General features: G+C 73.4%; 12 protein-coding genes. 7 read left to right on the top strand and 5 right to left on the bottom strand.

The features are described 5' to 3' along the window. The first annotated feature begins 10 nt into the window (after positions 1-10). Entirely contained in the window at positions 11-1,438 is a 1,428-nt protein-coding gene (locus M1D46_RS07390; protein WP_456287045.1) for an RNB domain-containing ribonuclease, read from the top strand. A 10-nt stretch (positions 1,439-1,448) separates the two neighbouring features. On the opposite strand, the gene M1D46_RS07385 is transcribed toward M1D46_RS07390, so the two are convergent. Continuing rightward, positions 1,449-2,036 (bottom strand): TetR/AcrR family transcriptional regulator, encoded by a 588-nt coding sequence (locus M1D46_RS07385; protein WP_456287044.1) that lies wholly within the window; start codon positions 2,034-2,036, stop codon positions 1,449-1,451. A 66-nt stretch (positions 2,037-2,102) separates the two neighbouring features. Here M1D46_RS07385 and M1D46_RS07380 point away from each other — a divergent pair, with 66 nt between their 5' ends. Both M1D46_RS07380 and M1D46_RS07375 read left to right on the top strand, forming a co-directional pair. Beyond that, entirely contained in the window at positions 2,103-2,714 is a 612-nt protein-coding gene (locus tag M1D46_RS07380) for an NAD(P)H-dependent oxidoreductase (protein ID WP_456287043.1), read from the top strand. A gap of 58 nt (positions 2,715-2,772) precedes the next feature. Continuing rightward, the gene (locus M1D46_RS07375; protein WP_456287042.1) at positions 2,773-3,459 is read left to right on the top strand and encodes an alpha/beta fold hydrolase; all 687 of its coding nucleotides are present in this window, start codon (positions 2,773-2,775) and stop codon (positions 3,457-3,459) included. A gap of 6 nt (positions 3,460-3,465) precedes the next feature. On the opposite strand, the gene M1D46_RS07370 is transcribed toward M1D46_RS07375, so the two are convergent. Both M1D46_RS07370 and ispG read right to left on the bottom strand, forming a co-directional pair. Beyond that, a complete protein-coding gene (locus M1D46_RS07370; RefSeq protein ID WP_456287041.1) occupies positions 3,466-4,221 on the bottom strand; it encodes a metallophosphoesterase family protein in 756 nt (251 codons plus the stop codon). Between the two features lie 22 nt (positions 4,222-4,243). Beyond that, a complete protein-coding gene (gene ispG, locus M1D46_RS07365; protein WP_271172211.1) occupies positions 4,244-5,395 on the bottom strand; it encodes a flavodoxin-dependent (E)-4-hydroxy-3-methylbut-2-enyl-diphosphate synthase in 1,152 nt (383 codons plus the stop codon). A gap of 244 nt (positions 5,396-5,639) precedes the next feature. Between ispG and M1D46_RS07360 the strand changes: the two genes are divergently transcribed. Next, the gene (locus M1D46_RS07360; protein ID WP_456287040.1) at positions 5,640-7,574 is read left to right on the top strand and encodes a chorismate-binding protein; all 1,935 of its coding nucleotides are present in this window, start codon (positions 5,640-5,642) and stop codon (positions 7,572-7,574) included. A 17-nt stretch (positions 7,575-7,591) separates the two neighbouring features. Here M1D46_RS07360 and M1D46_RS07355 read toward each other — a convergent pair whose 3' ends face one another. Beyond that, positions 7,592-8,926, bottom strand: coding sequence for a M50 family metallopeptidase (locus M1D46_RS07355; RefSeq protein WP_456287039.1), 1,335 nt, complete (start codon positions 8,924-8,926; stop codon positions 7,592-7,594). 77 nt (positions 8,927-9,003) lie between these two features. On the opposite strand from M1D46_RS07355, the gene M1D46_RS07350 reads away from it, so the two are divergent. The 3 genes from M1D46_RS07350 (at position 9,004) to M1D46_RS07340 (ending at position 12,140) form a co-directional block, all read left to right on the top strand. Continuing rightward, positions 9,004-9,606: a hypothetical protein gene (locus M1D46_RS07350; protein ID WP_456287038.1), complete on the top strand. Its 603-nt coding sequence runs from the start codon at positions 9,004-9,006 to the stop codon at positions 9,604-9,606. Between the two features lie 153 nt (positions 9,607-9,759). Beyond that, positions 9,760-10,455 (top strand): YcnI family protein, encoded by a 696-nt coding sequence (locus M1D46_RS07345; RefSeq protein WP_456287037.1) that lies wholly within the window; start codon positions 9,760-9,762, stop codon positions 10,453-10,455. A gap of 74 nt (positions 10,456-10,529) precedes the next feature. Beyond that, the gene (locus tag M1D46_RS07340; protein ID WP_421075636.1) at positions 10,530-12,140 is read left to right on the top strand and encodes a Mur ligase family protein; all 1,611 of its coding nucleotides are present in this window, start codon (positions 10,530-10,532) and stop codon (positions 12,138-12,140) included. 130 nt (positions 12,141-12,270) lie between these two features. Here the strand turns inward: M1D46_RS07340 and dxr are convergent, their stop codons facing one another. Further along, positions 12,271-13,356, bottom strand: a complete 1,086-nt coding sequence (dxr, locus tag M1D46_RS07335; RefSeq protein WP_456287154.1) for a 1-deoxy-D-xylulose-5-phosphate reductoisomerase — start codon at positions 13,354-13,356, stop codon at positions 12,271-12,273. Position 13,357 lies beyond the last annotated feature (1 nt).

Raw genomic sequence — 13,357 nt, 5'->3', positions numbered from 1 at the left:
GGCTGACGGCATGCCGGCACGTCACACCCGCCTGTCGCCGTCCGCCGTCCAGAGCGCGCTCGGAGAGGCGCTCGCCGAGCTGCGGCGATCCCTCGAGCTGCCCGATTCGTTCCCGCCCGAGGTCGTCGCCGAGTCGGAGGAGGTCGCCGCGAGCGATGCCGCCGTCGACGGCTCGGACGCCGAGCGCGCGGATCTGCGCGACCTCGTGTTCCTGACCATCGATCCCGAGGGATCGCGCGATCTCGATCAGGCGATGCACATCGCCCGCGCGGGTGACGGCTTCGTCGTCCACTACGCGATCGCCGACCTCGCGGCGTTCGTGCGCCCCGGCGGGGCGATCGACGCGGAGGCACGGCGCCGCGGGCAGACCCTCTACGCACCGGACGGCTCCATCCCACTCCATCCCGAGGCCCTGTCGCACGGGGCCGCGTCGCTCCTGCCCGACGAGGACCGCCGCGCCTATGTGTGGCGCTTCGCGCTCGATGCCGAGGGAGCGCACGGCCCCGAGGACGTGACGCTCGAGCGCGCGTGGGTGCGATCGCGGCGCCAGTGGACGTACGAGGATGCCCAGCAGGCGATCGACGACGGCTCGGCTCCGGAGACGCTCCGGCTTCTTGCAGAGGTCGGCCCCCTGCGGATCGCGCAGGAGGCCGCGCGCGGCGGAGCGAGCCTCAACGCCCCCGAGGAGGAGATCGTCGACGGGCCGGACGGCTACACGCTGCGGATGCGCAGGCCCCTTTCCGTCGAGGACTGGAACGCGCAGATCTCCCTCATGACGGGGATGGCCGCGGCCGCGATCATGCAGCGGGAGGGCCGCGGCATCCTGCGGACGATGCCGCCGGCCGACGAGGAGTCGCTCGCGGAGTTCCGGCGGCGCGTCGCGCTCCTCGGTCGCCCCTGGGACGACGCCGTGGACTACGGCGAGTACCTGCGCCGGCTCGACCCCGCCGACCCCGCGACGCCCGCGGTCCTGCAGGCCGCGAGCGCGCTCTTCCGCGGTGCGGACTACGCGGCGTTCACGTCTCCCGACGAGATCCCGGCGGATGCCGGCCAGGCCGCGATCGGCGCGCCCTACGCGCATGCGACCGCTCCCCTGCGGCGGCTCGTCGATCGCTTCGTGCTGCTCGCCTGCACGGGGCGTGCCGATGTCGACACCCTGCCGCTGCTGCCCGACATCATGCGCCGGTCGTCGGCCCTCGCGTCTCGTCTCGAGTCCGGCGCCGTCGACCGCGTCGAGGCGGCCGTCCTGCACGCGCGCATCGGCGACGTCCTGGACGCGGTCGTCCTCGCCGAGACGAAGGGCGGCCGCCGCGTGCAGATCGCCGACCCCTTCGTGACGGCGACGGTGCGGGAGGCTGTCGAGCCGGGCACGCGCATCCGCGTGCGCGTCGAGTCGACCGACATCGCGACGGGAGAGGTCGTCCTCTCCGTCGCGTGACGCATGGCGCTCAGGCGGATGCGCTCGCGAGGGCGATGACGCCGTCGATGCCCGCGTCGACCTGCCCCGCGTCGATGTGCCCCGCGACGACGAGCGTCGCGAGCCCGTGGGCGAGGCCCCAGACACCGGCCACGGCCGCCTCTCGGGTCGGATCGTCGAGCTCGGGCGCGGCCTGTGCGACGACCTCGGCGATCAGCTCCTCGTTCGCGCGGATGAGCGGTGCCATCGCCTCCGACGGATGGCCGGGCACGCACACCTCGGGGTCGAAGACGATGCCGAAGCCGTGCGGATGCTCCCGCGCGTACCCGACGTAGGCCGACGCGATCGCGCGGAGCCGTGCGCGCGGATCGCGCTCCCCCTCCGCCGCGCGGCGCTGCGCGTCGAGGAGGGCGTCCATGTGCCGCTCGGAGAGGCGCTTGAGGAGCGCGAGGCGGTCGGCGAAGTGGTGATACGGCGCGTTGTGGCTCACACCCGCCCGGCGTGCGACCTCACGGAGGCTCAGCACCGCCGCACCGCGCTCGGCCAGGAGCGCGTCCGCCGCCTCGAGCAGCGCGGGACCGAGGTCGCCATGGTGGTACCTGCTGACGGATGTTGACACGCGCAAGATCCTAGCTATCCTGACAGTGTCCACATTCTGGACAGTGCCCACATCTCAGGAGGAGCCGTGCCCGCTCTCGTCATCGACGGCCATCCGTCGCCCGATTCCCTCGTGTCCGCCCTGGCCCGCCGCTACGCGGAGGCGCACGGCGACGCTGTCGTGCTCGCGGTGCGCGATCTCGACTTCGATCCCGTGCTGCGCGCGGGCTACCGGGCCGAGCAGCCGCTCGAGCCCGACCTCGAGGACGCGCTCGAGGCGATCTTCGCCGCCGACCACGTCGTCGTCGCGACCCCGGTCTGGTGGGCATCGACGCCCGCACTCCTCAAGGGCTTCCTGGATCGCGTGCTCCTGCCCCGCGTCGCCTACCGATATCGGGCGAACGGGTTCCCCGAGGGGCTCCTCCGCGGGCGCACGGGCCGGGTCATCATGACGAGCGACTCACCGCGATGGTTCCTGTGGGCGACGGGCGACCCCGCGATGCGCCAGCTGCGCGCACAGACCCTGCGCTTCTGCGGCATCCGCCGGGTGCGCGCCTCTCGCTTCACCGACGTCCGCCATGCCGACGCGCAGCGGCGGAGCGGATGGCTCGAGCGGGTCGCCGAGGACGCGCGGCGAGACGCCGCGCGCGTCTCGCGAGAGGCGCCCGGCGCCCTGATCGCCCGCCCCGTATCCGCCTGAAGCAGAACGCGGCGCCGCCCCTTCCGCCATGTCGGAGGCCGCCGCTAGCGTCGAGGGCATGGACGTCCTCCTCATTCCCGGTCTCTGGCTCGACGCACGGTCCTGGGGGCCGATCGTCGACGCGCTCACGGCCGCCGGCCATCGCCCTCGCCCCCTCACCATGCCCGGCGTCGGGGACCCCGATCCCGGCGACATCGGCCTCGCCGACTGGATCGACGCGGTCGTCGCGGAGATCGACGCCGCCGCCGAGCCGGTGGTCCTCGTGGGCCACTCGGGCGGCGGCAACGTGGCCTGGGGCGCGGTCGATGCGCGGCCCGATCGCGTGGCACGCGCGGTCTTCGTGGACACGGTGCCGCCTGCGCCCGGCTTCGGCATCTCGGAGTTCCCCGTCGAGGGCGGCGTCGTGCCGTTCCCGGGGTGGGACTTCTTCGACGCGCCCGAGACCGCCGACCTCGACGCGGAGACGCGCGAGCGGACGGCCGCGCTCGCCGGAAGCGTGCCGGCCCGGGTCCCGACCGACGAGATCGCGCTCTCGGATCCGCGACGGCACGACGTGCCGGTCACGCTCCTGATGGGGTCGATGGACGAGGACGCCCTCCGCGCCGAGCTCGCGCAGTGGGGGCCGTTCGCGGACGAGTTCGGCGCCATCGCCGACGTCGAGGTCGTGCGCATCGGCTCGGGGCACTGGCCGCAGTTCACGCAGCCGGTGCGGCTCGCCGAGCTCGTCGTCGCCGCCGTGCGCTGAGGCCGCTCAGGCGGTCTGGCGACCGCGGTAGACGGCGGTGCGCAGCTCGATCTCCCACACGTCCGCCGTGGGCATCGCGCGCTCCCGGGCTACCGCGATCTCGGCTTCGACGTCGTACGGCACGCGCACGAACTGGACGCCGAAGGGGGCGCCGCGCTCCCCGTCGAGCTCGCCCTCGAGGATGACGTACGACGGCGTGGGCTCGTCGAGCGGGTTGCCCACGCTGCCGACGTTGAAGAGCGTGCGCCCGTCGGCCGACTCGATGTACGCGTCGTGGATGTCGCCGTAGCCGACGACGTCGGGAGCCGCGCCCGGTCCGGTCATCTCGGTGGCGCGGAACATCCCGTCGAACTGCTCGGCCGTGTGGTGGAAGTGCACGCGCACGTGCGGGCTCTCCGCCGACGCGTGGAAGAGACGGATGCGGCGCCCGCTCAGCGCGAGATCGTGGCAGAGCGGCAGCGTGCGCAGCCAGAGGCGCTGCGCGGCCGTGAGCTCGTCGCGCCACCAGACCATCTCGGCGGGGCCCTCGTCCGGGATGGTGTCGAGGAAGTCGTCCCAGTTGCCCCGCACGTTGACCGCGCAGGCCTCCTGCACGCGCGCCACGGCGGCGCTTCCGCGCGGGCCCTTGCCCGCCGTGTCGCCGAGGTTGACGATGTGCACGATGCCGCGCGCGGCGATGTCGGCGAGCACGGCCTCGAGCGCCGTGAGATTGCCGTGGACGTCGGAGATCAGGGCGATGCGGTCGAGGGGCACGGACGCCATCCTGGCACGGCGCCGCGCGGCGCTACGCCGTGACGACCTGCGCGGTGCCGAGCGGGGCGTCCGGGCCCATCGCGTCGGCGATGCGGTTCGCCTCCTCGATGAGCGTCTGCACGATCTCGGCCTCCGGCACGGTCTTGATGACCTCGCCCTTGACGAAGATCTGGCCCTTGCCGTTGCCCGATGCGACGCCGAGGTCGGCCTCGCGCGCCTCGCCGGGCCCGTTCACGACACACCCCATGACCGCCACGCGCAGCGGCACCGTCATGTCCTTGAGCCCCTCCGTGACGCTGTCGGCGAGCGAGTAGACGTCGACCTGGGCGCGTCCGCACGACGGGCAGGACACGATCTCGAGCTTGCGCTCGCGCAGGTTGAGCGACTGCAGGATCTGGTGGCCGACCTTGACCTCCTCTGCGGGCGGCGCCGAGAGCGAGACGCGGATGGTGTCGCCGATGCCCTCCGCGAGGAGGATGCCGAACGCCGTGGCCGACTTGATCGTGCCCTGGAAGGCGGGGCCCGCCTCGGTCACACCGAGGTGCAGCGGCCAGTCGCCGCGCTCGGCGAGCAGGCGGTACGCCTTCACCATGACGATCGGGTCGTTGTGCTTGACCGAGATCTTGAAGTCGTGGAAGTCGTGCTCCTCGAACAGGCTCGCCTCCCACACCGCCGACTCGACGAGGGCCTCGGGCGTCGCCTTGCCGTACTTCTCGAGCAGGCGGCGGTCGAGCGAGCCCGCGTTCACGCCGATGCGGAGCGAGACGCCGGCGGCCTGCGCGGCCTTCGCGATCGCGCCGACCTGGTCGTCGAACTTGCGGATGTTGCCGGGGTTCACGCGGACAGCCGCGCAGCCGGCATCGATCGCCTGGAACACGTACTTCGGCTGGAAGTGGATGTCCGCGATGACCGGGATCTGGCTCTTCTTCGCGATGATGTGGAGGACATCCGCATCGTCCTGGCTCGGCACCGCGACGCGGACGATCTCGCAGCCCGACGCCGTGAGCTCGGCGATCTGCTGCAGCGTCGCGTTGATGTCGGTGGTCGGCGTCGTCGTCATGGACTGCACGCTGACGGGGGCGTCGCCGCCGACGAGGACCTTCCCGACCCGGATCTGACGCGACTTGCGGCGCGGGGCGAGGGTCTCGGGCACGCGGGGCATACCGATGTTCACTGCAGGCACGGGTCCAGGTTACGCCGCACGGGTGGAAGCGGGCTGGATGGCGGGCGAGCGGAGCGGCGGGAGCGACGCACCGCGCGGCAGGCTCCGCGCGCCTGTGGTAGTTTCAGGCGCATGTTCGCGAACCGCACCTGGTGGCCCGCCCGATAGGCGGTGCTTCGCGAACCTCGAATTCGACCGCCCAGTTCAACCGGATGGGGCGGTCTTTTCTGTCTGAGGGCAGCCTCGCCCAGGAGGAGTTTCACGCATGACCGGGACCGCTGCCCCCGCCACGGCCGACCTCATCGCCCGCCTCGCCGCCGACCCCGGCGCCTCGTTCGCGCTCATCGTCCGAGAGGGCGGCGACGCGGTCGAGGTGCTCGAGGGCGAGGTCGTCGACGTCGAGCTGCTCGCGGACATCCCGCTGACCGGGCCCGACGGCACCCCGCGCGAGGTGCTCGCGCTCGTGCCGTTCCGCCAGGTGCGCGAGCGCGGCTTCGAGGCGCACGACGACGACGCGCCGCTGCGCTGCCTCACCGTCGACGCGCACTCGGCCATCCCGCTCGACGCCGCCGTCGCCGCGCTGCCGGCCGAGCACATCCCGCTCGCGGCCGCGGGATTCGACCTCGACGACGCGGAGTACGCGGCGATCGTCCGCCGTGTCATATCCGAGGAGATCGGGCGCGGAGAGGGCGCCAACTTCGTCATCCGCCGCGACTACGTGGCCGGCGTCGACGCCGACCCGCGCGTGGCCGCGCTGACCTGGTTCCGTGCGCTGCTCGAGCACGAGCGCGGCGCGTACTGGACCTTCGCGATCATCACCCCCGGGCACGTGGCCGTCGGGGCGAGCCCCGAGGCGCACGTCAGCGCGCGCGACGGGGTGGTCACGATGAACCCGATCTCGGGCACCTTCCGCCATCCGGCCGGCGGCGCGACGGTCGAGACGCTGACGGAGTTCCTCTCGTCGACGAAGGAGACCGAGGAGCTCTTCATGGTCGTCGACGAGGAGCTCAAGATGATGAGCGCCGTCTGCAGCGACGGCGGCCGGATCACGGGCCCGCATCTCAAGGAGATGTCGCGCCTCACGCACACGGAGTACGTGCTGCGCGGGCGCTCGCGCCTGGACCCGCGCGAGATCCTCCGGGAGACGATGTTCGCCCCGACGGTCACGGGCTCCCCCATGCAGAACGCGTGCGCGGTCATCCGCCGCCACGAGGCGTCGCCGCGCGGGTACTACTCGGGCGTCGCCGCGCTGTTCACGCCGAACGCCGAGGGCGGGCACGACCTCGACGCCCCGATCCTCATCCGCACCGCGTATCTCGAGGACGGCCGCCTCCGCGTGCCGGTCGGCGCGACCCTCGTGCGGCACTCGGATCCGTACGGGGAGGTCAGCGAGACGCACGGCAAGGCGGCCGGCGTGCTCGGCGCGATCGGCGCCATCCCGCGCGCGATCACGATCGTGCCCGACGACGACGAGCCGGCCGCCGCCCGTCGCCTCGCCGACGACCCCGACATCGCGACGCTCCTGGCCTCCCGCAACGCGCGCCTCGCGCCGTTCTGGATGCAGGAGCAGGAGCCGGGTGCCCGGCAGGCGCCGTTCACGGGCCGACGCGCGGTCGTCGTCGATGCCGAGGATCGCTTCACGACGATGCTCGCCCACCAGCTGCGCCACCTGGGCCTCGACGTGGAGATCGTGCACTGGAGCGAGGCCGAGCCCGCCCGCCTCGACGCGGCGGAGCTCGTGGTCTCGGGCCCCGGCCCCGGCGATCCGCGCGACGACGAGAGCCCGCGCGTCGCCCGCATGCGCGAGGTCGTCGTGCGCCGACTCGAGCAGCACCGACCCCTTCTCGCCGTGTGCCTGAGCCACCAGATCCTCGCGGACCGCATCGGCGTCGGCCTCGGGACGCTCGCGAGCCCCCACCAGGGCCTCCAGCTCGATGTCGACCTGTTCGGCGAGCGCGCATCGATCGGCTTCTACAACACCTTCACGGCCCGCGTGACGCCCGGCGTCACGCGGCTCACGCCGAGCGAGACGCGGTGCGGCGCGGTCGGCGAGGTCGAGGTCGCGGCGGACCCGTCGACGGGCGACGTCTACGCCCTCCGCGGTGCGGGCTTCGCGTCGGTGCAGGGGCACCTCGAGTCCATCCTGTCGCGCGACGGCATGCGGACCCTCGAGCGCCTCGTCGCGCACGCGCTCGCCTGAGACCGCCTGGCGCGCGTTCAGCCGCCGAGCAGCTGCACGGGGTTGAAGATGTCGGCCGCGAACAGCAGCGCGCCCATGCCGATGAGGAGCACCACCACGACGAGCGTGAGGGGCACGAGGCGCGTGGCGTCGGTGGGCGCCGGCTCGGGGCGGCCGAGGAGCTTGGCGACCGCCCGGCGCGCGCCGTCCCACAGGGCGACGAGGATGTGACCGCCGTCGAGCGGCAGCAGCGGCACGAGGTTGAAGACGAACAGCGCGACGTTGAGCGACGCCAGGAGGCTCGTCATCACGGCGACGCGGTCGAGGATCGGCGCGTCGGTCGCGGCCACCTCACCCGCGAGACGCCCCACGCCGACGACGCTCATCGGGCCGTCCGCGTCGCGCTCCCCGCCGGTGAAGAGGTCGTAGGCGGTGTCGTACAGCCGAGCGGGAAGGTCGACGACGATCCCCACGACCGCCGCGACGTTGTCTGCTGCCGCCTGCGGACCCGCCCAGATCGGCTCGCGCACGCGCTCGACCGACGAGCTGATGCCGGCGTAGCCGACGGTCTCGACCGACGTCGTGCCGTCGTCCGCGGTGACCTCGACCTCGTTCTCGACGGGCGTGAGCGTCAGCGGGACACGGGCGCCGTCGCGCTCCACGACGACGGGGATGGCCGTGCCAGGGTGCGCGCGGATGATCTCGGATGCCTCGGCGAACGTCTCCACGGGCGTTCCGTCGAGCTCGACGAGACGGTCGCCGGGGAGGATGCCGGCCGCGTGCGCCGGCGCCTCGGGGTCGTCGGCCGCGCATTCGGTGGCCGTCGAACCGGGAGGAAGGACGCACTCGGACACGGCGGCGACCGTCGTCGTCGCCTGCTGCATGCCGATGCCGCTGAAGAGCACCGCGAACAGGACGACCGCGAGCACGAGGTTCATGATCGGGCCGCCGAGCATGATGACGACGCGCTTCCACACCGGCAGCCGATGGAAGGTGCGCGCGTCGTCGACGCCCTCGAGCGTCTCGGCGTTCGCCGCCTGCGCGTCCTGCACGAGCGTCGCGTAGATGCCGCGGCGACGGGCGGCGCGCGCGGAGGCCGCGGCCGAGTCGGCCGCGGTCGTCGGCTCGTCCTTCGCCGGCGGGTACATGCCCGCCATCGAGATGTAGCCGCCGATCGGGAACGCCTTGACGCCGTACTCGGTCTCGCCGCGGCGCGTCGACCACAGCGTCGGGCCCATGCCGATCATGTACTGCCCGACCCGCACGCCGAAGCGCTTGGCGGGCACGAGATGCCCGATCTCGTGCAGCGCGATCGAGACCGCGAGGCCGACCACCATGACCAGCACACCGATCACGAACGCGAGGACATCCACGCCGCCACGCTAGCGGCCACGCCTCGGAGTTCCCCGCACGGCGCGGGCGCCCGCGGCGAGCGCCTATCCTGGGGGGCGTGACCGACCGGCAGCTGCGCGCCCTCCGCGGGGCGTCCGCGTCGACGGTCGCGACCGTGCTCGCCGCCGTCTCGCACACGGTCGGCGGCGGAGCCGCTCCCGCTCCGCTCCTCGTCGTCGCGATGGCCGCGGTGCTCGCTCTGCCGGCCATCCTCGTCGTCGGCCGGCGTCCGCGTCTGTCCCGCGTGCTCGCCGCCGTCGTCACGACCCAGGCGGCGTTCCACCTCGCATTCCTCGCGCTCGGGTCGCCGGTCGCGACGCGCATCTCCGAGAGCGCGCACGCGGGGCATCTGCACGCCGAGGCGCACGCGCATCCGGCCCTCGTCGAGACGGCCGTCCTCGCGACGGCGGCCGATGCCCCCATGCTCGCGGCGCACGCGGTCGCCGCGCTCGTCACGACGGCGCTCCTCTGGCGCGGCGAGCAGCTCGTCCGCGCGATCGCCGCGTGGGCGATCGCGCGCCTCGTGCGCGCGGCCGCGCTCCCGCTCGTGCGCATCCGTCGTCGGCTTCCCCTGCGTGCAGACCGCCGCAGCGAGCGGGCGAGCCGGCGCTTCCACGACATCCGCCTGCAGCGCGGACCGCCTTCGGCTTCCTTCGCCTGACATTGCCCGTCCCGGGCACCCGTCGCGCTCCGCGATCGCCGCGCGCGACGTCCGGCGCATCCGCGCCATCCGGCACCCCCGCGCGCCCTCCGGCCTGCCTCGCAGCCGGGCCGCGCTGCGCCGGAGCGAATCGAAGACCCCGAAGGAACAGCCATGACTCCCATCGCCCCTGCCCGTCGTCCCGCCATCCGCCGTCGCGGCATCCGCCTCGCCGCGTCCGGCGCGCTCGCCGCCGCCCTCGTGGCCGCACCGCTCGCGGCGCACGCGCACGTCACCGTGACGCCCGATGCTCCCGTCGCGGGCGGGTACGACGTGCTGACGTTCGCGTTCTCGCACGGATGCGACGACTCCCCCACGACCGCCCTCGTGATCACGCCGCCCGCCGACGGCATCGACTCGGTCGTCCCGACCGTCCAGGCCGGATGGTCGATCGACGTCGAGCGCGACGCGTCGACCGGCCTCGTGCAGTCGATCACCTACACGGCGGACGAGCCCGTCCCGAACGCGATGCGCGCCGCTGTGGAGCTCTCGGTCGCCTACGCCGCCGACGCTCCCGACACGCTCGCATTCCCCGTCGAGCAGCTGTGCGTCGACGGCTCGACCTCGTGGTCCGAGATCGCCGAGGACGGCGAGGACCCGCACGACCTCGAGGCTCCGGCGCCGGTCGTGACGCTCGCGCCGGCGGCGGAAGAGGACGGCCACGCTGCGGACGACGCGACGACGGAGACGGACGCGGGCGAGGCCGACAGCGGCGCAGTGCCGGTCGCGCTCGGTGCGGGCGGGCTCGCTGCCGGGGTCGCCGCTCTCGTCGTGAGCGTCCTCGCGTATCGCCGCACCGCGCGTCGCTGAGACGATGCGAGGCGCCGACACCCCGTCGGCGCCTCGCATGCTCTCCTCGGATCGCGCGTGAGACGATGGAGAGGATGTCCGCGACACCGTCGAACCTGCCCCCCGTCCTGCGACCGGAGAACCCGCCGCGACGCTCCCTGACCGAGCTCGCCGAGCGCTTCGGCGGCGAGCTGCGCGGGGAGGCGACGGGCGTCGAGCTCACCGGCGTCACGCTCGCGACCGCCGACCTGCGCGCGGGCGAGGCGTTCGTCGCGATCCGCGGCGTCAACCGCCACGGTGCGGAGTTCGCGGCGGCCGCGGCCGAGAAGGGCGCCGTCGCGGTCGTGACGGACACGGAGGGCGCCGAGATCGCGGCGTCGGCCGGTCTGCCGATCGTCGTCGTCTCCGACCCGCGCGCCGTGCTCGGCGATCTGTCGGCGTGGGTCTATGGCACCGACCGCGACCTGCCGCTGCTCCTCGGGACGACCGGCACGAACGGCAAGACCTCGATCACGCACCTTCTCGACGGCATCCTCACCCAGATGGGCGTGGTGACGGGGCTCTCGTCGACCGCCGAGCGCCACATCGCGGGCGAGGTCATCGTGTCGCGTCTGACGACCCCCGAGGCGAGCGAGTTCCACGCGCTGCTCGCCCTCATGCGCGAGCGGGGCGTCGAGGCCGTCGCGGTCGAGGTCAGCGCGCAGGCGCTGACCCGCCATCGCGTCGACGGCCTGGTCTTCGACGTCGCGGCGTTCACGAATCTCACGCACGACCACCTCGACGACTACGCCGACATGCGCGAGTACTTCGAGGCGAAGGCGTCGTTCTTCACGCCCGAGCGCTCGCGCCGCGCGGTCATCTCCCTCGACTCGGCTCCCGGTGCGGAGTACGTCGCGCGCGCGACCGTGCCCGTGGTCACCGTCGCCACCCCGTCGATCGCGGCCGACCCCGATGCGGCTGCCCAGGCGGACTGGATCGTCACGATCGACGACGAGCGCCAGGAGGGCACGCGGTTCACGCTGACCGGACCGGATGGCCGCGCGCTCACGTCGGTCGTGCCGGTCATCGGCCCGCACATGGCGTCGAACGCCGGCACCGCCATCGTCATGCTGCTCGAGGCCGGCTTCGCGTGGGAGCGCATCGTCGAGGCGCTCGAGCGCGACGGCGGCATCCGCGCGTACCTGCCGGGGCGCACGCAGCTCGTCTCGGGACCGGAGGGCCCCGCGGTCTACGTCGACTTCGGCCACACGCCCGATGCGTTCGAGAAGACCCTCGCGGCCGTCCGCCGCGTGACTCCCGGCAAGGTGCTCATGCTCTTCGGCGCCGACGGAGACCGCGACAAGACGAAGCGCCGCGACATGGGCCGCACGGCGGTCGAGGGCAGCGACATCGTCGTCATCACCGACCACCACCCGCGTCACGAGGACCCCGCGGCCATCCGCGCGACCCTCCTCGAGGGCGCACGCGCGGCGAACCCGGACCACCCGATCTACGAGTTCTCGCCGCCCGAGACCGCGATCGTCGAGGCGGTCAAGCTCGTCGGACCGGGCGACGCGATCCTCTGGGCGGGCCCGGGTCACCAGGACTACCGCGACATCAAGGGCGTCCGCACGCCGTACTCGGCGCGCGAGCTCGCACGGCGCGCGCTGCGCGACGCCGGCTGGCCCGTGCCGGACCCGGCCTGGCCCGTCCCCTACGAGGACTGAGCCGCGCACGCCCTGGCGCTTGCCCCGAGTCCTGGCGCTTGCCCCGAGTCCTGGCGCTTGCCCCGTGCGGCCGGTCAGATCCGCGGATGGCGGCCGCACGCGGCAAGTGCACCCGCGGGCGGGCGCGCCGTCAGCCGCGTGCGGCGATGAGCTCGTCAGCGCTGCGGCGCGCCCAGGCCTCCGCGTCGGCGAGGGTCTCGAGCGTGAGCTCGGCCGGAGCCTCGTGTCGGTCGAGCACGGCGGCGATCGTGTCGACGATGCCGGGGAACGACAGCCGCCCGTCGTGGAACGCCTCGACCGCCTGCTCGTTGGCGGCGTTGTAGACCGCGGGATGCGTGCCACCCGCCTCACCCGCACGTCGCGCGAGCCGCACCGACGGGAATGCGTCGTCGTCGAGCGGCGAGAACTCCCACGTCTGCGCCGCGGTCCAGTCGATCGGCACGTCGACGTCGACGAGACGCTCGGGCCAGGAGAGGCCGAGCGCGATCGGGACGAGCATGCGCGGCGGTCCGGCCTGCGCGATCGTCGAGCCGTCGTGGAACTCCACCATCGAGTGGATGAGCTGCTGCGGGTGCACGACCACCTCGATCCGGTCGTACGGCACGTCGAACAGCAGGTGCGCCTCGATCACCTCGAGGCCCTTGTTCACGAGCGTCGCCGAGTTCGTCGTGATGACGCGCCCCATCGAGAAGTTCGGGTGCTTGAGCGCCTGGGCGGGCGTGACGTCCTCGAGCGCGGAGCGCGACCATCCGCGGAACGGCCCGCCCGACGCGGTCACGACGAGGCGACGCACCTCCCCGCGCTCCCCGGCCCGCAGGGCCTGGGCGATCGCGGAGTGCTCCGAGTCGACCGGGACGATCTGCCCCGGGCGGGCGAGCCGCTTGACGAGCTCGCCGCCGACGATGAGCGACTCCTTGTTCGCGAGGGCGAGCGTGCGCCCGGCCTCGAGCGCCGCGAGCGTGGGACCGAGGCCGACGGAGCCCGTGATGCCGTTGAGCACGATGTCGGCGTCCACGTCCCGCACGAGCTGGGCCGAGCCCTCCGCGCCGAGGGCCGTGTGCTCGACGCCGAACTCGGCCGCCTGCGCGCGGAGCAGGTCCGCGTTGGATCCCGTCGAGAGGCCGACCGGCTCGAACCGGTCGCGGTGCGCGCGGATGACCTCGAGCGCCTGCGTGCCGATGGACCCGCTCGACCCGAGAACGATGACGCGACGCACG

This window comes from Microbacterium sp. JZ70 (genome assembly GCF_053903225.1).
Note: the sequence above shows the minus strand (reverse complement) of the source record. Positions and strands in the feature narration are given on the sequence as shown.